The organism is Promicromonospora panici, from assembly GCF_900608595.1.
GTDB lineage: Bacteria > Actinomycetota > Actinomycetes > Actinomycetales > Cellulomonadaceae > Promicromonospora > Promicromonospora panici.
In genome coordinates this window covers 41,520-62,089 of sequence record NZ_UWYY01000018.1, presented here as the reverse complement: position 1 = coordinate 62,089, position 20,570 = coordinate 41,520, and the positions used below count along the sequence as shown (strand labels likewise).

20 protein-coding genes are annotated in these 20,570 nt (G+C 74.2%); 6 read left to right on the top strand and 14 right to left on the bottom strand.

Annotation, left to right across the window (positions count from 1 at the left end):
- The first annotated feature begins 8 nt into the window (after window positions 1-8).
- Together EW117_RS20770 and EW117_RS20765 are read left to right on the top strand one after the other, a co-directional pair.
- Entirely contained in the window at window positions 9-1,397 is a 1,389-nt protein-coding gene (locus tag EW117_RS20770) for an MFS transporter (RefSeq protein WP_129788608.1), read from the top strand.
- A gap of 20 nt (window positions 1,398-1,417) precedes the next feature.
- Window positions 1,418-2,869 carry an FAD-binding oxidoreductase gene (locus EW117_RS20765; RefSeq protein ID WP_129788607.1) on the top strand — a complete coding sequence of 484 codons (1,452 nt, stop codon included), beginning with the start codon at window positions 1,418-1,420 and terminating at the stop codon, window positions 2,867-2,869.
- Window positions 2,870-2,881: 12 nt separating this feature from the next.
- Here EW117_RS20765 and EW117_RS20760 read toward each other — a convergent pair whose 3' ends face one another.
- The 5 genes from EW117_RS20760 to EW117_RS20740 form a co-directional block, all read right to left on the bottom strand.
- Window positions 2,882-3,370 carry a DUF1801 domain-containing protein gene (locus EW117_RS20760; RefSeq protein WP_129788606.1) on the bottom strand — a complete coding sequence of 163 codons (489 nt, stop codon included), beginning with the start codon at window positions 3,368-3,370 and terminating at the stop codon, window positions 2,882-2,884.
- A 97-nt stretch (window positions 3,371-3,467) separates the two neighbouring features.
- Window positions 3,468-5,084 (bottom strand): CocE/NonD family hydrolase, encoded by a 1,617-nt coding sequence (locus EW117_RS20755; RefSeq protein ID WP_129788605.1) that lies wholly within the window; start codon window positions 5,082-5,084, stop codon window positions 3,468-3,470.
- Between the two features lie 77 nt (window positions 5,085-5,161).
- Window positions 5,162-5,485 (bottom strand): AtuA-related protein, encoded by a 324-nt coding sequence (locus EW117_RS20750; protein WP_242504415.1) that lies wholly within the window; start codon window positions 5,483-5,485, stop codon window positions 5,162-5,164.
- 29 nt (window positions 5,486-5,514) lie between these two features.
- Window positions 5,515-6,924: an acyclic terpene utilization AtuA family protein gene (locus EW117_RS20745; RefSeq protein WP_277986481.1), complete on the bottom strand. Its 1,410-nt coding sequence runs from the start codon at window positions 6,922-6,924 to the stop codon at window positions 5,515-5,517.
- Window positions 6,921-8,399: a CitMHS family transporter gene (locus EW117_RS20740; protein ID WP_129788604.1), complete on the bottom strand. Its 1,479-nt coding sequence runs from the start codon at window positions 8,397-8,399 to the stop codon at window positions 6,921-6,923. The genes EW117_RS20745 and EW117_RS20740 overlap by 4 nt, the downstream gene beginning before the upstream one ends.
- A gap of 137 nt (window positions 8,400-8,536) precedes the next feature.
- On the opposite strand from EW117_RS20740, the gene EW117_RS20735 reads away from it, so the two are divergent.
- Window positions 8,537-9,469 (top strand): LysR family transcriptional regulator, encoded by a 933-nt coding sequence (locus EW117_RS20735; RefSeq protein ID WP_129788603.1) that lies wholly within the window; start codon window positions 8,537-8,539, stop codon window positions 9,467-9,469.
- A gap of 180 nt (window positions 9,470-9,649) precedes the next feature.
- Here EW117_RS20735 and EW117_RS20730 read toward each other — a convergent pair whose 3' ends face one another.
- Genes EW117_RS20730 through EW117_RS20720 form a run of 3 tightly spaced genes read right to left on the bottom strand, consistent with a single transcriptional unit; the run spans window position 9,650 to window position 12,149 of the window.
- On the bottom strand, window positions 9,650-10,627 hold the full coding sequence (locus tag EW117_RS20730) for a DNA-3-methyladenine glycosylase family protein (RefSeq protein ID WP_242504414.1): 978 nt from the start codon (window positions 10,625-10,627) through the stop codon (window positions 9,650-9,652).
- Window positions 10,627-11,376, bottom strand: coding sequence for an esterase/lipase family protein (locus EW117_RS20725; RefSeq protein ID WP_129788602.1), 750 nt, complete (start codon window positions 11,374-11,376; stop codon window positions 10,627-10,629). The genes EW117_RS20730 and EW117_RS20725 overlap by 1 nt, the downstream gene beginning before the upstream one ends.
- Window positions 11,373-12,149 carry an alpha/beta fold hydrolase gene (locus EW117_RS20720; protein ID WP_165362797.1) on the bottom strand — a complete coding sequence of 259 codons (777 nt, stop codon included), beginning with the start codon at window positions 12,147-12,149 and terminating at the stop codon, window positions 11,373-11,375. The genes EW117_RS20725 and EW117_RS20720 overlap by 4 nt, the downstream gene beginning before the upstream one ends.
- A 143-nt stretch (window positions 12,150-12,292) precedes the next feature.
- On the opposite strand from EW117_RS20720, the gene EW117_RS20715 reads away from it, so the two are divergent.
- Window positions 12,293-13,909: an NAD-dependent epimerase/dehydratase family protein gene (locus EW117_RS20715; RefSeq protein ID WP_129788600.1), complete on the top strand. Its 1,617-nt coding sequence runs from the start codon at window positions 12,293-12,295 to the stop codon at window positions 13,907-13,909.
- Here the strand turns inward: EW117_RS20715 and EW117_RS20710 are convergent.
- Genes EW117_RS20710 through EW117_RS20690 form a run of 5 tightly spaced genes read right to left on the bottom strand, consistent with a single transcriptional unit; the run spans window position 13,891 to window position 17,093 of the window.
- On the bottom strand, window positions 13,891-14,166 hold the full coding sequence (locus EW117_RS20710) for a CDGSH iron-sulfur domain-containing protein (RefSeq protein WP_129788599.1): 276 nt from the start codon (window positions 14,164-14,166) through the stop codon (window positions 13,891-13,893). The two genes, EW117_RS20715 and EW117_RS20710, sit on opposite strands and share 19 nt — an antisense overlap.
- A gap of 15 nt (window positions 14,167-14,181) precedes the next feature.
- Window positions 14,182-15,288: a YihY/virulence factor BrkB family protein gene (locus EW117_RS20705; protein ID WP_129788598.1), complete on the bottom strand. Its 1,107-nt coding sequence runs from the start codon at window positions 15,286-15,288 to the stop codon at window positions 14,182-14,184.
- Between the two features lie 26 nt (window positions 15,289-15,314).
- Window positions 15,315-15,941, bottom strand: coding sequence for a DUF3618 domain-containing protein (locus tag EW117_RS20700; RefSeq protein ID WP_129788597.1), 627 nt, complete (start codon window positions 15,939-15,941; stop codon window positions 15,315-15,317).
- Entirely contained in the window at window positions 15,938-16,420 is a 483-nt protein-coding gene (locus EW117_RS20695; protein WP_129788596.1) for a phage holin family protein, read from the bottom strand. The genes EW117_RS20700 and EW117_RS20695 overlap by 4 nt, the downstream gene beginning before the upstream one ends.
- Window positions 16,404-17,093 (bottom strand): hypothetical protein, encoded by a 690-nt coding sequence (locus EW117_RS20690; RefSeq protein ID WP_129788595.1) that lies wholly within the window; start codon window positions 17,091-17,093, stop codon window positions 16,404-16,406. Before EW117_RS20690 ends, EW117_RS20695 begins: the two co-directional genes overlap by 17 nt.
- A 244-nt stretch (window positions 17,094-17,337) precedes the next feature.
- Here EW117_RS20690 and EW117_RS20685 point away from each other — a divergent pair, with 244 nt between their 5' ends.
- Both EW117_RS20685 and EW117_RS20680 read left to right on the top strand, forming a co-directional pair.
- Window positions 17,338-18,474: an iron-containing redox enzyme family protein gene (locus tag EW117_RS20685; protein WP_129788594.1), complete on the top strand. Its 1,137-nt coding sequence runs from the start codon at window positions 17,338-17,340 to the stop codon at window positions 18,472-18,474.
- A 95-nt stretch (window positions 18,475-18,569) separates the two neighbouring features.
- The gene (locus EW117_RS20680; protein ID WP_242504413.1) at window positions 18,570-19,337 is read left to right on the top strand and encodes a PAS and ANTAR domain-containing protein; all 768 of its coding nucleotides are present in this window, start codon (window positions 18,570-18,572) and stop codon (window positions 19,335-19,337) included.
- Here EW117_RS20680 and EW117_RS20675 read toward each other — a convergent pair.
- Window positions 19,292-20,551, bottom strand: coding sequence for an MFS transporter (locus EW117_RS20675; RefSeq protein WP_129788592.1), 1,260 nt, complete (start codon window positions 20,549-20,551; stop codon window positions 19,292-19,294). The two genes, EW117_RS20680 and EW117_RS20675, sit on opposite strands and share 46 nt — an antisense overlap.
- Window positions 20,552-20,570: the final 19 nt, after the last annotated feature.

The following is a 20,570-nucleotide window of genomic DNA, read 5'->3' as shown; positions in this document are numbered from 1 at the left end:
GAACCCTGATGACTCAGCCCACCTCTGCGGCGCCCGCCTCGGAACCAGCCTCAGGCCCGACGCCGGACCCCACGTCCAGCCGCACGACCCCCGCCGCGAGCCCTGTGAAAGTGCCCTACCGATGGCGCAACCTGTCGGTGCTGACCGGGGCGACGATCGTCGACAACACCGAGAACAGCCTCACCAGCACCCTGTTCCCGGCGATCGCCGCCGCGCTGCGGCTCGACAGCGGTCACCTCGGTACGCTCGCCGCGCTCGGCAAGCTGGTCTCCGCTCCCGCCGGGCCGATGTGGGTGTGGCTGGGGACCAGGACGTCGCGGAAGTTCGTCCTCGTGCTCACGTCGGTGCTGGGCGGCGTCTTCGGCATCGCCTCGGGATTCGCGCAGGACTTCGCACAGCTGCTGATCCTCAACACGCTGCTGGCGGCGTCCATCATCGGCGGGGCGCCGATCGCGAACGCCGTCATCATGGACAGCTTCGACGACCGGAGCCGCGGCCGCGCGATCAGCTACTACTACGGGGCCATCAGCGCCGTGTCCGCGTTCCTCGGGCCGGCGCTGGCCCTGTTCACCCGCGACCCGGACGGGTGGCGGTACGGGCTGTTCACCGTCGGCGTCATCTGCCTGCTGGCCGCCCTGGCCCAGGCGCTGGTGTTCAAGGACCCCGGGGTGGGCGCCTCCGAGGCCCAGCTGACGGACATCTCCGAGGAGCAGCGGGTGCGGCGCCGCGTCTCCGTCCGCGAGGTGCTGGGCCTGTTCCGCGTCCCCACGTTCTCGATCATGATGGCCTCGCGGCTGCTGTCGGGGCACCTGCTGATCGGCGTCTTCGGGATCCAGTTCCTCGTCACCGAGCGCGGCTTCGACAATCCGACCGCGGCGGTCGTCCTGATCCCCTTCGGCGTCGGCTACGTCGCCGGGACGCTCGGCGGAGGCTGGATCGTCGGCCGCCTGGACGCCGTCCTGCCGAACCGGGGCCGCATCGTCTACATCCAGGCCGCGCAGGTCGCGTTCGCGCTCGCCGCCTTCTTCGGGACGCAGTTCGACCACGAGCGGATCGAGGTCTACGGGGTCTTCTGGGCGCTGATGGGCATCGCCCAGGGCCTGAACCCGCCGGTCAACCGGCCGATCGTGGCCTCGGTGATCGTCCCCGAGCTGCGCGGCCAGGCGTTCGCCATCTTCATCACCGTGTTCGAGACCATCGGCTGGGCAATGTTCTCCCTCGGCGCAGGACAGCTGGCGAACTCACTGGGCATCCAGTCCGTGTTCCTGTGGATCCTCGTCGGCCTGATGCTCGTGAACGCACTGGTCCTCGGTGCCCTCTATCGCGTGTACCCGCGTGACGTGCGACGCGTGGAGGAGGCCCTGGCGCTGCGTCGTCAGCAGGCCCTGGGTTCCTGACCCGGGCAGAATCGGCAGGCATGACACGAGACCGGCCGCACCGCAGACCGCACATCACGACGACTTCGGACACGACGGCGTCCGGCGCGGCGAGCGCGAGCGCGTGGCGGGCTCTGGAGCACTCGATCGGCGGCGAGGTGCTGCGGCCCGACGCCGCCGGGTACGCCGAGGCGAGCCGGCTGTTCAACCGCCGGTTCGACGACGTCCGCCCGGCTGCTGTCGCCTTCGTGACCTCGGCCGCCGACGTCGCGGAGTGCCTGAGGTTCGCCCGGGCACACGGCATACCGCCGGCGGTCCGGAGCGGTGGCCACTCCTACGCCGGCTGGTCCAGCGGGAACGGCCGGCTGGTCGTCGACGTACGACGGATGGACGACATCACCGTCCAGCCGGGCGCCGCCCTCGTCGGCGCCGGTGCATGCCTCGGCGACGTCTATGCGGTGCTCGCCGAGCACGGCGTCACGATCTCCGGCGGCACCTGCCCGTCAGTCGGCGTATCGGGGCTGACGCTCGGCGGTGGGCACGGCCTGCTGTCGCGAGCGTACGGCCTCTCGTGCGACAACCTCCTCGAGGCGACCGTGGTGACGGCGGACGGCACGGTCCGGACCTGCGGCCCGGACCAGGAACCCGATCTGTTCTGGGCGCTGCGCGGCGCGGGGAACGGTAGCTTCGGTGTTGTCACGGAGCTGCGGCTGAGCACGCACGCCGTCCACGAGTCCTCGTCCGCGGACCTGGCGTGGCCGTGGTCGCGGGCGGCCGACGTGCTGGCCGCGTGGCAGGACTGGGCACCCGAACTGCCGGACGAGATGTGGTCGGCCCTGCGTCTCCAGAAGGACGCGAGCGGCCCCTCGGTCTCCGTCGTCGCCTTCGGGCTCGGCGGCCACGACGACCTCGCCGCGCGGCTGGCGGCCCTCCCCGACGGCCGCACCCGCCACGGGGTCCGCACCGAGCCGCACTTCGACACGATCCGGCGGTTCGCCGGGGACATACCCGGGCCGGCCGACCGGCCGTGCTACGACGTCCGGAGCGACTTCGTCGCGGCGTCGCTTCCCGCCGAGGCGATCGGTGCGGCGATCACGACCGTGGAGAACGCCCCTGCCGACGTCGATGCGTCCATGGCTGCCGTCGCCATGGGCGGCGCGATGAACCGGCGGCCCGCGCACGAGACGGCGTTCGTCCATCGCCACCACCGCTTTCTCGCGCAGTACGAGGCGAGCTGGGACCCGTTCGACGACGCGGGCGTCGGTCGCCCGACGCCGGCCGATGCCGATGCTGCTGCCGCCGCCGAGGAATGGCTGGGTGCGATCCACTCCGCCATGCGGCCGTACGCCTCCGGGGAGGCGTATCAGAACGACTTCGATCCTCGCCTCCCGGACTGGCGCCGCGCGTACTACGGGTCAGCGGCGGACCGCCTCGAGCGGCTCAAGCGACGGTACGACCCGGACCGGGTCTTCGACTTTCCGCAGAGCCTCTGAGCGCCCGCCGCGTCAGCGCAAAGCCTTCCTGACCAGCTCCGCGATCGTGGCCTCGCCCGCATCGTCCAGCCCGGCCACGGCGTACGACGTCGGCCACAGGCCGCCGTCCTCGTCAAGGTTCGCCTCGACGCTGAACCCCAGCGTCGAGTAGCGCTCCTTGTCCAGCAGCCCGCTGCGGAAGAAGCACACCACCTTGCCGTCCTTCGCGTAGGCGGGCTGCCCGTACCAGGTCGTCGGCGCCAGCTCCGGGGCGGTGTTGGTGACGATGTCGTGCACGCGGGTGGCCACCTCCCGGTCCGGCGACGCCATGTCGGCGATCTTGGACAGGCAGGCCGCCTCGTCCTTGGCCGCCTTCTTCTCGGCGCGGCTGCCGCGCGCCTCCGCCTTCAGCTCCGCGGCGCGCGCCTTCATCGCGGCACGCTCCTGCTCGGAGAACGTCCCCGCCGGATGATCGGCTCGGGAGTCGGCGCGCTGGTCGTTGGTCTTCGAGGTGTCGCTCATCGTGCGTGGATCCCTTCGGTCGCTGGTAGTGGTTCCCAAGTTATGCGCGACGACGAGGTCGGGCTTCTCGATTCCTGATCGATGGGCCGCAGGGCCCTCAGCGCAGCGAACCCTCCAGCACCGGGACGGTCAGGGTCGAGCCGCGCGCGCCGACCCGCACCGAGACGACTCCGGTCGGTGCCACCGAGTCGATCTCCGGGTAGTCGTCGCTGGAGACCCGCAGCACCAGGCGGTGCCCGGCGTCGAGCCGGTAGTGGGTGGGCCAGACGTGCACGCCCAGCGTGTACGTCCTGCCCGGCTCGACCGGCACCGGCTCGGCATGCGACTGCCGGTGGCTCGCCTTGAGCCAGCCCTGGGTGATCCGGGTGCGGGTGCCGTCGGGCGCCTCGTCGTAGACGATCGCGGCGATGTTGCCGTCCGTGGCCGTGAACGCCGCGCGGATCTCGGCGCGCGGGCTGCCCGCCAGGACGACGTCGTCACGCACCGGGGCGGTCGCGAAGAGCAGCTGCTCCCCGGGTGCGGGCGAAGCAGGATCGGTGTTGACCTCGAACGTGGTGGTCCCGGGCCCCGCGCGGCCCGGCCGCCCGGACGACGTCGAGAGCGACCCGCCGCGCGTGAGCGCGAGCGTCACGTCCCGGGCCTGGGCGGGCGGCCACTCGTCGAACTGGTGCCAGCCGCTGCCGGGCACCTCGTACGACATCACCCGCGCCTCCGGGAGCGGCGCCCCGTCGTCGTGCCGGAGCCAGCGGTCCCACCACGCGAGGTAGCCGCCGCGGCCGATGTCGGCGGGCTGCCCCTCGGGGTACCCGTGCTGCCACGGGCCGCTCACCAGCCAGACGTTGTCGGGCCGGGCCTGGTAGTTCTTCACCATGCCGTCGCGGTACCGGTCGTACCAGCCGTTGATCTCCAGCGTCGGGATCGTCAGCCGGTCCCAGCGGGACATCACGCTGCGCTCGCGCCAGAAGTCGTCGTACAGCGGGTGCCGCGGATAGGTCACCAAGGTGTCGGGCGCGGTGCTCCGCTGCCAGTCCCGGATCGCCGCGTTGGGGATGCCGCCGCGGTAGATCGTGTTCTCGTACCAGTCGTGGATCGCGTTGATCGGGATGATCGCCCGCAGGTGCGGCGGCTGGTTGACGGCGGCCAGCAGCGTGCTGTGCCCGCCGTAGCTGACCCCCATCTGCCCGATGTCGCCCGTCGACGCCGGGTGCGCCGCGAGCCACTCGATCACGTCGTAGTTGTCGCGCTGCTCCTGCGGGCCGAAGGGGTCGAGCGTGCCGGGCGAGTCACCGGAGCCGCGCGCCTGGCAGACCAGCGCGTTGTACCCGCGCTCCACGAAGTACCGCGCGCCCTCGCCGAACGCCTCGGCGTTCTGGGCGTAGGCGGTGAACTCGTAGACGATCCCGGGGTACGTACCCTCGGCCGGGGCTGTCGGGGAGATCCCCGGGCGGTACAGCTGGCACACCAGGTGGCTGCCGTCCCGCACCGGCACCGTGACGTCCTCGCGCACGACGTCGTACTCCGCGGGCCGGGAGTAGGTGAAGAACGGGTCGTCGGGCGGGGCTGCATCGTCGGGCGCCGAGCCGGGCACCGAGGCGGGCGCCGAGGCGGAGGACGTGGCGGCCGAGGCCGGCAGCAGGGCGGTCGTGGCCGCCACAGCCGCCGACGCGGTGATCGCGAGCCATCGCAGGCCGGCGGAACGTGCACTGGTGAACATCGTCGTTCTCCTTCGCAGGGCGGGGTTCGATCGGCGGGGTTCGATCGGCAGAGTTCGATCGGAGAGCGCAGAGCCGGTCAGCTCTCGACCGGGAACATGAGCAGGTGGTACCCGAGGGTCTTGCCGTGACCGTCGAGCCCGGGATAGCCGGTCACGCCACCGCCGAGGATCGCCGGCAGGCGGAACACCAGCGCGGGCAGGTGCGGCAGGACGGTCCGCGTGACGTCGTCGGGCCGGCCGAAGTGGCGGGCCACCGCCTGCGCGGTCAGGGTGCGCTCCAGCACGACGTAGTGCGCCGCCTCGCGCGGGAGCACGGCGAGGATGAGGGTGTCGCCCTTGTCGCCCGCGCGGACGTCGGCGAGGTCGTCGACCAGCAGGCGTCCCATAGGCGGCTGTCCCATCGCCCGCTCTCCCATCGGCAGTCCTCCCATCAGGCCTCCAGCACCGTCACCGACGACGCGACCAGGTCGCGCGGCACCAGGCACGACCGGACGAGCACCGTCTCCTGGGCACTCTTCCGGGCCCCGCCGCCCCCGGCCGGGCCGTTCGTGTACAGGGACTCGACCTCCCAGCCGACGGCGTCCGCCTGCTCGGCGCCGGACGCCCGGGCGGAGACCCTCAGGCGCACCTCCAGCGGGTCGGTCTCGGGCGCGAGGCCGCGGAAGGCCGCGCCCGCGCCGATCAGCTCGACCCCGATCGCGTCCGCCGCGAGGCCGTGCACGTTCACCAGCCGCTCCCGCACGATCTCGCCAGCGAGCCGGGCGCGGGCCAGCGCCCGAGGGCCCGCGTAGCTGATCTGGCCCTCGCCCTGCCAGCCGCCGCGGAACCCGAGCGTGACCTTCAGGTCGTCGGGCCGCGGACCGCCCGCGCCGCCCGTGACCCGGACGGCGTCCGTGCCGTCGGCCGCGAGGCGCACCGCCGTGAAGTCGGCGGTCACGTCGGGGGTCAGGTAGGCGTCCGGCCGGTCGACCTCGTAGAGCAGCTGCTCGGTGCACGTCCGCGTGGTCAGCAGGCCGCCGCTGCCGGCGAGCTTGCTCAGCCGGGCGCCGCCGTCGGACCCGACGTCCGCGAAGGGGAATCCCAGCCGGGCCAGCCCGGGGACGGGCTTGGTGCCCGGGTCCGCGAAGTACCCGCCGGTGAGCTGCCCCGCGCACTCCAGCAGGTGCCCGACGACGGTGCCCGCGGCGAGCGTCGGCCAGTCGTCCTGCGCCCAGCCGAACTCGTGCAGCAGCGGGCCCAGGTAGAGCGCGGGGTCGGCGACCCGGCCGGTCACCACGACGTCGGCGTCCTCGTCGAGGGCGCGCCGGACGCCGTCCGCGCCGAGGTAGGCGTTCGCCGAGACCAGCTCCTCCGGGGCGGCCGACAGAGGTTCGCCGGTCTCCCAGACGACCGGGTCCAGGCGCCGGACGACGTCGAGCACGTCGTCGCCGGTGACGACCCCGACCCGGGCGGACAGGCCCAGCTCCCGCGCGACCGCGGCCGTGCGGCGGCCCGCGGCGAGCGGGTTCGCGGCGCCCGAGTTGGTGACGATGCGGGTGTGCCTGCCGGTTCGAGAGCGGGTGCCGGCGACCGCGCCTGCCGCGAGGACCGGCAGCACAGCCCGCATCCGGGCGGCGAGCAGCGAGTCGTAGCCGCCGGACGGGTCGGCCAGACGCCGGACCTGGGCTGCAGCGACGGTGCGTTCGCCGAGGCACTCGAACACGAGGTAGTCGAGCTCGCCGTGGCGGGCCAGCTCCACGGCGGGGTCGATCCGGTCGCCGGCGAACCCGGCGCCGGCGCCCAGCCGGACCGTCCCGCCATCCGTACCGCTCGCTCCGGTCATGCTGCCCGCTGCGGTCATGCGGCCCACAGCGGGATGACGCCGGTGGCGACCGCGACGACGAGCATCACCACGGAGACCAGCCACGCCCAGCCGATGAGGTGGCGGATGTGCTTGCCGATGTCGACGCCGGCGAGGCCGACCAGCAGGTAGAACGAGCCGGTCAGCGGGCTGATCGGGAACCCGACGGTCTCCTCCCCCAGGATCGACGCCTGCGCGAGGTCGGCGCCCGAGATCCCGACCTGCTCGCCGACGCCGATCAGCACCGGCAGCACGCCGAAGTAGTACGGGTCCGGCCCGAACACGAGGCTCAGCGGGACGCCGAGCACGCCGACGATCAGGGGCAGGGCCGGCGCGACGGCGTCGGGCAGCGCACCCGCGGCCGTCGAGGCCATGGCCTCGATCATGCCGCTGCCCTCCAGGATCCCGAGGAACACCCCGGCGGCCAAGAGCGTGGTGGCCATCAGCATCGCGCCGCGGGCGTGGGCCTCGATGCGTGCGGTCTGCCGGGCCAGGCCCGCGTAGTTCACGACCAGCGCGACGACGACGCCGATCAGGAAGAGCGCCTCCGGCGGCGCGACGCCGGCGACGAGCCCCGCGATGAGCGCGACGGTCAGCACGACGTTGAACCAGAGCAGCCGGGGACGGCGCAGCTCGGCGGTGTCATCCGCGTCGTCCGCGTCGTCCGCGTCGTTCGCCTCGCCCGCCGGCACCGCGGCGCCGTCGCCCCGGGAGACCTCGCCGGAGCGTGCGGTTGTGCCCGCGTCGCCGTCCGACGACGAGGTTCCGGACGACGAGGTGCCCGACCGGCCCGAAGCGTCCGCCACCCCTGCCGCACCGACGGCGGCCAGCGGCGCGTCGGCGACGGAGCCCGCGGCCGCCCGGAGCCGGCGCTGCTCGCGCACGCCAAGGAACCAGGCGATGCCCAGGACGGCGATCGCGCCCGCGATCTGGGCCGGGATGAGCGGGACCCAGAGGTCGTTCGCGGGGACACCGGTGGTCGCGGCGGCCCGGGCGGTGGGGCCGCCCCACGGCACGAGGTTCATCACGCCCGCGCCGAGGCCCACGCAGGTGGTGAGCACCAGCCGGCTCATCCCGAGCCGGTCGAAGAGCGGCAGCATCGCCGGGATGGTGATGAGGAACGTCGTGGCGCCGGCGCCGTCCAGGTGCGCGGCCATGGCGAGCGCGGTCGTGGCGAGGCAGATCGTCACGGGCGCGCTCCCCGCGAACGCGACCAGCCGGCGGATGATCGGGTCGAACATCCCGGCGTCGCGCATGAGACCGAAGTAGACGATCGCGAAGATGAACATGGCGGTCACCCCGACGACGCCGCCGAGGCCCTCGGCGACGAACCCGCCGATCTCGGTGGGCGTGAAGCCCGCGACGAGCGCTGTCAGCACCGGCACACCCGCCAGCGCCACGACGGCGGTCACGCGGTTGGTGAGGAGCAGCGTCAGGATGACCCCGACGGTGAGGAAACCCAGCAACGAAATCATCGATACGCCCTTGTATCTAGATGGAGGGATCTGGATGGAGGAACTGGATGGAGGTGCCGTCCGCAGCGGCGACCAGTCGAGTGTGTCCGCGACCACCGACCGTGGTCCAACACCAGTTCCCGATAGATTGATGCGCCATGAGCATCGATCTCACGCTGCGGCACCTGAGGGCGGTGGTCGCGGTGGCGGACGCCGGGGGCTACACCGCGGCCGCCCGGGAGCTCCGGGTGGCGCAGTCGTCGCTGAGCCGGACCGTGCAGGAGGTCGAGCACCGGATCGGCGTCCCGGTCTTCGACCGGACCACCCGGTCGGTGCGCCCCACGGTGGACGGCGCGGAGTTCCTCGCGACCGCCCGGCGGCTCATCGCGGAGTTCGACACCGCGCTCAACCACTTCGAGGGCTACCTCGCGGGCACCCGGGGGTCCGTCTCGGTGGCGGCCCTCCCGTCGCTGGCCGCCTCGATGCTGCCCGCGGTCCTCGCCGCCTACCGGCGGACGCATCCCGAGGTCGCCGTCTCGGTGCACGACGGCTTCTCCGAGGAGGTGCTGGACCTCGTGGCCAGCGGCGCCGTGGACCTGGCTGCCACGGTGTCCACGTCGGTCCCCGCGTCGCTGGCGGTGCGGCACGTCGCGGCGGACCGGTTCACATGCGTCATGCCGCCGGGCCACCGGCTGGCCGGCCGCGACGAGGTCGCCTGGGCGGACCTCGCCGGGGAACCGTTCGTCGCCTTCGAGCGCATCTCCAGCATCCGGTCGTATGTCGACGGCGTGCTGGTCGGCCGGGGCATCCGACCCGGGCTGGTGACGGAGGCCCGCAACGTCGTGGCGGTTGCGGGGCTCGTCGCCTCGGGCCTCGGCGTCTCGGCGGTGCCGAGCCTGGTGCTGCCGATGATGGCGTTCACCGAGGTCGTCGCCCGGCCGCTGGTCGACCCCGTGGTCGAGCGCGACATCTGCCTGGTCCACGACCCGCGCCGTCCGATGTCCCCGGCCGCGCGCGGGCTGATGCGACTGCTCGCCGGGGCCGGTGAACAGGCATTCACGGTCCCGGCGGGCGTGCGCTGGGTGTCGTAGAAGGGCCGACGGCGGTGGTGGCAGGCCGTCGACGGTGGCGCCGACCGATGAGTTCGGGCGGTTCTCTCCGCTGAGGCGCGGGCGACTTCGGTCCTTTGGATCAGGCGTATCGCGAGGCCTGCGAAGGACCGAACTCAGCGCCTGCCCTCACGCGCCTGCACACAGCTCAGGGGACCACGTTCAGAAGGCCCGGTAGTCCACGATCGGCGTCTTCGGGCCGCGCCGCGGTGCCCGGTGGCGGCCGTCCAGCATGAGGAGCCGGACCACCCGGTGCCGGTGCGGGGCGTACGGCGCCAGCAGGCGCAGCATGCCGTCGTCGTCGGTGCGCTCGCCGGTCAGCGCCCAGCCGACCGCAGCCGGCAGGTGGAAGTCGCCCACGGAGACGGCGTCCGGGTCGCCGAACGCCCGCTGCGCCACCTCCGCCGACGTCCACACCCCGATGCCCTGCACCTTCTCGAGCCGCGAGCGGGCCTCCGCGGGCGCCATCGCGCACGCTTCCTCCAGCCGCGGGGCGACCAGCGCACACCGCGCCACGGTGCGGGCCCGCCCGGGGTCGACGCCGGCGCGGTGCCAGTCCCACACGGGCACGCGGGTCCAGGTGCGCGCGTCGGGGACCACCCACATCCCGCCCCGCACACGCTCCGGCGCCGGGCCGGGGGCCCGCGTGCCGTACCGCCGCACGAGCGCTCGCCACGCCCGGTGCGCGGTCACCGTCTGCACCCGTTGCTCCAGCACGGCGGGCACCAGTGCCTCCAGCACCCGGCCGCTGCGCGGCATCCGCACCCCGACGGCGCGGCGGTGGGCGTCCTGCACCTGCGGGGGCGGCTCGAAGCCCGTGACGTCGTCGTCCTCGCCGAGCAGCTCCGGCAGCGACTCCGCGGCCTCCCGGGCGCCGTCGCCCCACAGGTGCACCACCACCTCGTGCGGCCCCGCCGGCACGAACCGCTGCGTCACCGGGCCGGTCCGCAGCAGCGACGTCCGCCAGACGGTGCCGTCCGCGGCCCGGTGGAACGTGGGGTCCGCGGGTCCGTGCCCGAGCGGCCCGAGCGTCAGGCCGACGTCGAGCCGGCGCGAGGAGCTGTGACGGACGGTGAGCACATACCAGTGGACCACGCCGCGGCCGATCCGCCGTAACTGCCCGACCGACCCGTCCGCCATCAGCCGATCGCGTGCTCCGTCTCGACCCGCGAGACCTCGCGCACCACCGTCTGCACCAGCAACGGATGGCCCAGCGGCCGGAAGTGGCCCGACAGGGGCAGCTCGATGTTCCGTGCGCCGGCCAGGTGACCGGTCTCGGGGATGTGCGGGTCGAACGTGGGGTAGACGGCGGTGATGCGCTCGTTGACGAGCAGCTCGCCCGCGAGCGCCAGGAGCGCCGGGTCTCGTGGGTCGAACGAGCGCAGCGCGCGCGAGAGCATGTATCGCGCCCAGCGCGAGCCGGCGAACGGGGTGGCGATCGCGACCATGCCGAGCACCCGGTCGCTCACGGCCGAGAGCATCACGTGCTTGCCGATGAGGCCGCCCTTGCTGTGCGCCACGAGCACGGCCCCGGTCAGGCCGGTCCGCTCCAGGTGCTCGGCCACGATGTCGGCGGCCTCGGGAACGGGCCGGGCGTTGTGCTTCAGGCCCGGGACGGCGTGGACGGGATGGCCGGCGCGGGCCAACGCGTCCGCCACGGAGCCCAGGAACTCCCAGGTCTCGTAGATGCCGGGCAGGAGCACGACGGGCGCCCTGCCAGGGCCAGTCCCCGATCCCGAGCCAGACCCGGGCCCGGCCCTCGGCCCCGCGGGCAGCCGGGAGCGTCCCATGAGGTGCCGTAGCTGCCGGTCGGTGGCCCAGGCGTAGTCGGCGGCCCAGGCGCCCAGGCGGGCGAGCGCCCCGCCCGGGGAGCGCCGTCGTTCCGTCACCCGATGCCCCGTCCCGCCACCCGCCACGCCTCGAGCACGATCTCGGCGACGCCTTCGGGGTCCGCGTCCATGGCGTGGTGCCGGCCGCGTACGGTGCGGTGCTGCCCGGACGGGGCGCTCGCCGCGAGCGTCTCGGCCCAGTGCTCGGGCGCCACGGGGTCGCGCTCGCCGCGCACCACGACGACCGGGACGGTGGAGCGGGGCAGCACGTCCTCCAGCCGGTGGTCGACGACGTGATGCAGCTGCCCGAGGTAGTACGGCACGCTGCAGCGCACCAGGGCATCCACGATCAGGACGCCGAGCGTGCGCGGCGGCTCGCCGACGGCGTCGACGGCCAGGCGCACGGCCTGGCGCGGGATGGTGCGCGTGCCGGGCTCCGCCGTCGGGCCGACGAGGACACCGACGGACGCCGCCTCGGGATGGTCGGCGAGCAGCTGGCCCACGACCTGGGATCCCATCGAGTGGCCGACGACGACCGGCGCCGGCAGCCCGGCGCCCGTGATGTGCTCCCGGATGTACCGCGCGACGGCCGCCGCGTGCTCGGGGATCGTGACGTCGCGCCGCAGGTGCGGTGACGCGCCGAAACCCGGCAGGTCGACGGCGTGCACCTCGCCGTGCGCCACGAGGCGGTCCGCGAGCTTGGCGTACGCGCGTGACGACGAGCCCACGCCGTGCACGAGCACCACGGCGCGGGGCACGACCGCACGGGACGAGCCGGGCAGCGCCCACACGTGCCCGACGACCGTGAGGTCGCCGTCCTCGGACTGGTTCACTTGCTGCACTGTAGTGCCGGGCATACCGCCAGCATGGGCGAACACGCGTGCACACGCGAGGTGCCGCCCGCGCCGCGGGGCGGCATCGGTCACCCCGGCCGACGTCGGATGCGAGTGCCCCGGCACGGGGTCACGGTGGCTCCATGCGCACAGTCGTCGTCGGAGCCACGGGAAGTGTCGGGACGGCGCTGCTGCGCGCGCTGCACGAGGAGCCGCGGGTCACGTCCGTGCTGGGCACGGCCCGGCGGCTGCCCGACCGCAGCGCCGAGCCCTACCGGCACGCCGAGTGGGTGCCCGTCGACCTCGCGGCCGAGGACGGGACCGTGGTCGAACAGCTGACCGAGCAGTTCCGCGGCGCGGACGTCGTCGTGCACCTGGCCTGGCTCGTCCAGCCGAACCGCGAGCGCGACCTGCTGCGCCGCACCAACGTGGAGGGCACCCGGCGGGTGGCCGAGGCCGTGCTGCGCGCCGGGGTGCCGCACCTGGTCGTCGCGTCGTCGGTCGGGGCCTACTCCCCCGCCGACGACGACGAGCCGCGGCGCGAGGACTGGCCCACCGAAGGTATACCGACGTCGCACTACAGCGTGGACAAGGCGGCGCAGGAGCGGGTGCTGGACGAGCTGGAGGCCGAGCACCCCGACCTCGCCGTGGCCCGCATGCGGCCCTCGCTCACCTTCCAGGCCGACGCCGCCCAGTCGGTGGTGCGGTACTTCCTCGGGCCGCTCGTACCGGTGCAGCTGCTGCAGCGGGGCCGTCCGCCCGTGCTGCCGCTGCCCGCCGGGCTGCGGGTGCAGGCCGCGCACGCGGCGGACGTCGCCGACGCGTACCGGCGGGTGATCGTCGAGGGGGCCGTCGGCGCGTTCAACGTGGCGGCCGACGACCTGCTGCGCGGCGCGGACCTCGCCCGGATCGTGGGCCATGGCCGTCTGGTCGAGCTGCCTCCCGCCGTCGTGCGCGCCGCGCTGGCCGCGGCGTACGACGGCCGCCTGGTGCGCGCCGACCCGGGCTGGCTCGACATGGCGATGACGGTGCCGGTGCTCGACACCACGCGGATCAGGTCCGAGCTCGGGTGGGCGCCGCGGCACACCGCCGCCGAGGCGATCGAGGAGCTGCTCGCCGGCATGGCGGTCGGGCAGGGGGTGCGCTCCGCTCCCCTGCGCCCCGCGACGCCGCGGCCGGCCGGCGCGTCGGTGATCCCGCTGCGGCACCGCGGGGGCGTGCGGATCCCGGACTCGATGGACCGCACCCTGTTCGGCCTGTACCTCTCCGACCATCTCACCGGCGCGACGGCGGGGCTGGAGCGGATGGAGCTGATGACGCGCCGCTACCGGGACACGCCCTTCCATGCCGAGCTGGCCGAGGCCACCGAGCAGCTGCGCGGCGAGCGCGAGCTCTACCGCGACCTGATCGACCGCCTCGGGGTGCCCATGCGCAGGCACCGGCAGGTGGCGGCGTGGCTCGGCGAGAAGGTGGGGCGGCTCAAGCTCAACGGGCGGGTCGTCGAGCGGTCGCCGATGTCGGCGGTGCTGGAGGCGGAGGTCATGCGGTCGGTCGTGGTGGGCAAGATCGGCGGCTGGCAGACCCTGCGGGAGCACGCCGGTGAGATCGGTCTGGACCCCGCGCAGCTCGACGAGCTCGTCGAGCTGGACCACCGGCAGATCGAGATGCTCGACCGGTTCCACGCGTACGCGCGCGAGCGGGCGTTCCGCGTCCGTCCTCCGGAGGGCGAGCCTCCGCAGGGTCAGCCGCCGGAGCGGTAGCCGTTCACCTTGTGCGTCCCGTCGCACCAGGGCGCGACGGCGGTGCCGCCGCAGCGGCACAGTGCCACCGTTGCCCGACGGCGCGGCACGGGCTCACCGTCCGGGCCAAGGATCGCCGCCGGGCCGCGCACGAGGAGCGGCCCGTCGGGGCACGCCGTGACGGTGACCTCCACGGGATCGGCCGACACGGGATCGGCCGTCGGGCCGTCGTGGGCCGGCCGGCCGTCGTGGGGCGCCGGGTCGTGGAACGTCGTCATGCCGCCTCCTCAGGCTCAGTGGTCAGTGTGGTCGGCGGAACGGGTCCGGTTCGCGGCGTCGCCGTCGCCCGCCCGGGTCGCAGCCACCCGGAGCTCCCGGCCGCGCTCCACCTCCTGCCGCCACTTGGCCTCCCGCTTCTCGCTCGCGCGCGCGTCCTTGGGCGGTAGCTGGACCGTCTCCTCGGCGGCGATGCCGCCTTGGAGCTCGCGGCCCCGCTCCAGCTCCGCGTCCAGCTCGGCGCCGAAGAGCAGGGCGAGGTTCGTGATCCACAGCCACAGGAGGAACACGATGATCCCCGCCAGCGACCCGTAGGTGGCGTCGTAGCTCGCGAACGTGGCGACGTACAGGCCGAACGCCGCGGACGCGAGCACCCACACGAGGATCGCGACGAACGCGCCCACGCTGAGCCAGCGCATCCTGGGCTGCCGCACGTTCGGCGTGACGCGGTAGAGGATCGCGACCAGCGCCACGACCAGCAGCAGCACCACCGGCCACTTGGCGATGTTCCAGGCCGTCACCGCCGTCGCACCCAGGCCGACGGCGTCGCCCACCGCCTGCGCGACCGGCCCGCTGAGCGCGAGCGCCGCGACGACCAGGGCAGCTATGACGACGGCCACCAGGGTGACCAGCAACAGCACCGGGCGGAGCTTCCAGACCGGGCGGCCCTCGTCGATCCCGTACACCCGGTTCATCGCGCGCCCGAAGGCGCCGACGTACCCGGAGGCGGACCACAGGGCGAGCAAGACACCGAGGACGAGGGCGAGGCCCGCCCCGCCCCCGTTCTCGGCGGCGTTCTCGACGAGCGGCTGGACGATCGAGAGCACGTCCGGCGGGACGACGCCCTCCATCGTGCCGATCACCCGCTCGACGGCCTGCCCGCCGCTGCCCACCAGACCCAGCACGGAGACGAGCGCCAGCAGGGCCGGCGCGGCGGCGAGCACCGCGTAGTAGGTCAGGGCGGCGGCCAGGTCCAGGCACTGGTCCCGGGAGAACTGCCGCCCCGTGGTGCGCAGGACGTGCACCCAGGTCCGACGACGCAGGTCCGGCGGCGAGTCCGGCTTGCGCCGGTCGTCCGGCGGCGGGGCCTCGGACCGGTCGGATGTCTCGTTGACGTCGGCCATGTCATCCCCCAGGACTCTCGGTGGGCTCATTCGCTGCCGGTCGTCCGCGAGCGGACGTCGGCCGCGGCCTCGCGGCCGTGCTCACCGACGGACTGCGCCGCGTCCTTCGCGGCGTCGCGGACGGCGTCGACGCTCTCGCGGGCCGGCTCCTCGAGGTCGTGGGCGATCTCCGACGCCGCCGACCGCGCGCCCTCGACGAGCGGTTCCGCCTTCTCCTCGACGGCCTTGGCGGCCCGCTGCTCCGTGCGGCTCGACGGGACGACCGACGCGAGCACCAGACCGATCCCGAAGGCCACGACGCCCGCCGCCAGCGGGTTGCCCTCAGTCTGCTCGCGCACCCTGCGCGGTGCCGACCGGGTGCTCTCGGCGACGGACGACGCGGTGTGCCGAGCTGAGTCGGCGACGGACGACGCCGCCTCCCGGCCCCGGTCAGCCATCTCGTGCGTGGTGCCCTGGGCCGTGTCCATCGTGTCGTGCGCCGTGCCCATCACCCGATCCCGGACGTGCGCCAGGCCGGACCGTGCCCGGTCCATCCTGCGCCGCGCCACTTGGCTCGGGTTCACCCGGTCGCCGAGCGTGTCGACGTCGCGGCTCAGCTCGCCGCGCGTGCGTTCGATGTCCGCCCTGATCTCCTGCGGGTCGCTGGTGCTCATGAGTTCTCCTCCTCGTGTCCGCGCAGTGCGCTGGGGATCTTCCTGACCGAGTCGGCGGTCTGCGGCATCCCCTCGACCGACCGCAGCTCCGTGCGCCCGCGCAGGGCGAGCACGCCGGCGACCACGGCCCAGACCGCGGCCACGACGAGCGCCGACCAGCCGAAGCCCATGACGGTGCCGAGCGCCCACCACAGCGCGAGGGACAGGAACAGCAGGACCATGTGGCCCGCCACCCCGGCGCCGCCGAACATCCCGGCGCCCTTCCCGGCCCGCTGCGCGGACTGCTTCGCCTCCGCCTTCGCCAGCTCGATCTCCTGCCGGACCAGCGTCGACAGGTCACGGCTGACCTCGCCGACGAGCTCGCCGACGCTCGGCTCCTTGCCCGAGCCCGCCGAGGCACCCGGCGTGGGTGCCCCGCCGCCGGTCGTCGTGTGCTCCGCCGCGGTGGACGCGGCGAACGGGTCACGTGTGCTCGACATCGGTGTCACCCCCGGCGGTCTGTGGCCGCGGGCCGTCCGGCGCCGTCGGCGGGAGAGTCGGGGGCATGTGCCCCGCCGGAATCCCGGTCCGCGCGGTCGTCCCAGCGGTCTCGGTGCTCCCGCCGCCGTCGTCCGGCGCGTCCTTCGCGCCGCGCAGGAACCGCCCGACGATCAGCCCGGCGCCCGCCGCCACCGCGAGGAACACACCCGGCCGACGCCTGGCGAAGTTCTCGACCTCGTGCAGCACGGTGGCAGGCTCACGCTCCTCGAACCACTGGGCCGCGCGTCTGGTGGCGTCGCCCGCGCGCTCCACGATGTCGCTCGCGTAGCCCGGGTCCTGGGTGCCGCCGGCCATCTGGCTCAGCTCGTCCCCCAGGGAGCGCAGGCCGGCGGCGAGCCGCTGCTGCTGCGACCCCGCCTGCGACCTCAGCTCTGTCCGGGTGCGGTCGGCCAGGCCGCGGGCCTGGTCGGTGGCCTCGTGGGCGACATCGCGCGCCCCCTCCCTCGCGTCGTGGGCCGTCTCCCGTCCGGCGTCGCCCACGCGCGACGCCGTCTCGGCGACCCGCTCCCTCACACCGCCGCCGCCCGGGTCGGCGCTGTCGGGCGCCGCGCCGGGCGCCCACGTGTGCTGCGACCCGGGCCTTGCCCCGTACGGAACATCCGTCTCGCTCATGGTCGGACTCCTGTCGTCGTCCGCGCCCGGAGATCGACCGGGCGGGTTCAGGGAGCATGGGCCACAGTGGTCCGCGCTCCCCTGGTGCGGCCTCTTCCTGACCTCGGCCCCAACGTAGGACGACGGATGCCACTCGCAACCCGGGCGAGCGCGGTCGCACGGCTCGCGAGTCGGCCGCTTCGTGCGCACGATGGGCGCGGCGTCGAGCAGTGGCGCGGCCCGTGCACGATCAGGAGTTCTCCCCATGACCTCAACCCCGCTGCGAGACCGCACCTCCGCGGGCGACGCCGGCCGGCGTGTCTCCCGCGAGGGGGCCCGTCTCCCGCTTCCTCGTCCGCGCGGCCCGTTGAGCTCCGCCCTGCTCGCAGGTCTCAGCGCCGGGCCGCCCGCCGCCGATCCGGCAGGGCAGCTCGCCCCGCTCCGCGAGGCGGTCGCCGCCGGCGTGCACGACGACGCGTCACCCGACGCCGTCCTGGGCGACGGCGACCTGCAGCTCGCCCTGACGGTCCTGTACGAGCTGCATCACCGGGGCGTCGAGGGGATCGACGACGCCTGGGAGTGGGAGCCGTCGGTGCTGGCCGTGCGGCACGCGCTCGAGCGCCCGTTCGAGGCGGCCGTACGGGTGCGGGCGGGGCAGCCGACGTGCGACGGGGCCGACGCCGCCGCCGTCGCCCGCCGGCTGTTCGAGCTCGCCGAGACCGACGGCCCGCCCAGCCTCGCGCGGTACCTCGCCAAGCACGCCGACGTCGGGCAGGCGCGCGAGCTCCTGGCCCTGCGGTCGATCTACCAGCTCATGGAGGCCGACCCGCACACGTGGGCGATACCGCGACTGTACGGAACGCCCAAGGCGGCGCTGGTGGAGATCCAGGCGGACGAGTACGGCGGGGGCCGGCCGGGCCGGCTGCACGCTGAGCTCTTCGCGCGTGCGATGCGCGGCGCCGGGCTCGACGACACCTACGGCCGGTACCTCGACGCCGCTCCCGCGCCGATCCTCGCCTCGCTGAACACGATGTCGCTGTTCGCGCTGCACCGCCGGTTGCGGGGAGCGATCGTCGGGCACCTGGCCGCGTACGAGATCACGTCCGCGATCCCCTGCCGGCTGTACAGCGACGGGTTCCGGCGGCTCGGGTACGGCACGGACACTACCGACTATTTCGACGAGCACGTCGAGGCCGACTCGGTGCACGAGCAGATCGCCGCCCGCGACCTCGCGGGCCGGCTCGCCGAGCAGGAGCCGGCGCTGCGCGACGACATCCTGTTCGGCGCCGCCGCGTGCCTGGCGGTCGACGGCGACGTCGGCCGGTTCATGCTGGAGCGCTGGAAGCGGGGCGATTCGGCCCTGCTCGTCCCGCTCGACGACCTGCCTGCGTCAACGATCTGACACCTCGACTGTCCGAATCGTCCCTGCTGCTCTATACTCTGATACTCGGAGTCATGAAGCGGCTCCCGGTCCGAAATCGGAACTGGGAGGTTCATGTGTCTTCCTTCGATCAACCGCAGACCGCCCTCGCCGACGCCGCCGCTGCGGCACCCGCAGCAGGCTTCTCGGCAGGAGACCTGTCCCGCACCCTCGGTCTCGGGACCAACCTGCTCGTCGGTCGGTACAGCGTCGAGCTGGCCTCGGGCACCTGGTGGTGGTCCGACGAGGTCTACACCATGCACGGCTGGAAGCGTGACGAGGTCGAGCCGGGCCTCGAGGCACTCCGCTCCCGCAAGCACCCCGACGACCGCGGCCGCGTCGTCCGGGCGGCCGGTGAGGCCCTCCGGCTCGGCCGGCCGTTCGCGTGCGCGCACCGGATCGTCGACCGCCACGGCCGGACCCGGTCGGTGGTGGTGACCGGCCAGGGGTCCCAGGGTGCCCGCGACAGCTCGCCGCAGCTGGTCGGCTACGTCGTGGACGTCACGCCGGTCCAGAAGGAGGCGCTCGCCCGCCGGTCCGACGGCGTGGTGAACCGCGCCTTCGTCAGCCAGGCCACGATCGAGCAGGTCAAGGGCGTGATCGTCGCGGTTCGCGGGGTGGACGAGGCCACGGCCGCCGACACCCTGGTCGGCGTCGCACGCGAGGCCGGTGTCTCGCTGCGCCTGGCGGCCGACCAGGTGATGACGGCGCTGCGCGGCAACCGCGACGGCGTCACCGTCACGCGGGACTCGCTGGCCGAGGCCCTGGATGCCGTCCGGCCCATGGAGCGGCCGCGGCGTCATGACCCCCTGCTGACCCGCCGGCCGCGCAGGTCACCGGTCTGACCACGCCGGGCCCTACCGAGCCCCGCCTTACCGAGCAGGGCCGCGAGCACAAGGGCCAGCACCACCAGGAGCAACCCCGCCACCGGTGCCTGGGCGAGCGCGCCCGACGGCCCCCAGCTGTCGGCGGCTCGTCCGGCCAGCGAGGCCGCGAGCGCCGATCCCGCCGCGCTGGCGGAGTTGTTCCAGGTGAAGGCCTGGGTGAGCACCCCGGGCCGGACCGACCTCTCGGTCAGGACGGTCAGCAGCACGAGGATCGGCGGTACCGCGGCCCCGGTGAGCACGACGGCGGCGCCGAGCCAGACCGCGGACGGCGCCAGCGGTAGGAGCACTGCCGTCGCCGTCAGGTAGGTCGTGGCGACGACGAGCTGGCGGTGCGCCGGGGTCGGGTGCCGGCGCAGCCCGTAGAGCCAGCCGGCGAGCAGCCCGCTGATGCTGGAGGCGGCGATGAGCGGCGTGGCCGCGGCGGGTACGCCGTGGCCGACGGCGAAGGCGGTGACCGCGACGCCCATGGTGCCGAAATACAGCCCGATGGCCAGGTTCAGGCACGCCAGCAGCAGGAACGCCCGCGACAGCAGCCCGGACCGTTCCCGGGGCGCGCCGTCGGCGTCCGGCCGGGCAGGCGGGGGTGCGGTGCGGCGCTGGGCGGCGAGCGCCGCCCCTCCGCCGAGGATCAGGGCCGCGGCCACGGCGCTGGCCAGCACGGCGTGACCGGCCGCGCCGAGCGCGGTGACCAGGACGGGGCCGACGAGGAACCCGGTGGCGTTCGCCAGCGACTCCAGGGAGAACGCGCTCGGCAGCTCGCCGGCGCGCTCGCCGCGCAGCAGGTGGGCCCAGCGTGCGCCGGACAGAGCGCCGAGCTGGGGCACGGCCGCCCCGGCGCAGGTGGCGGCGACGATGGCGGCGGTCGGCGTCGTCGACACGAGGAGGCCGGCGACGGCGGCGCCGTGCGCCAGGAGGTAGAACGGCAGGACGCGGGTCTGGCCGAACCGGTCGACCAGCCGGGCCAGGTGCGGGCCGACCAGTGCCTCCGCGAGGGCGAACCCGGCGGTGGCCAGGCCGGCGGTGGCGTAGGAGCCGGTGCGGTCGTGCAGCAGCCAGACGAGGCCGAGCCCGGTCATGGCGATGCCGACACGTCCGACGGCGGCGGTGAGGAAGAAAGCGGCGGCGCCAGGGGTGCGCAGCAGTGGACCGTAGCCGGTGGTGGCACGGGACATGGGGTGTCCTTTGACGCCG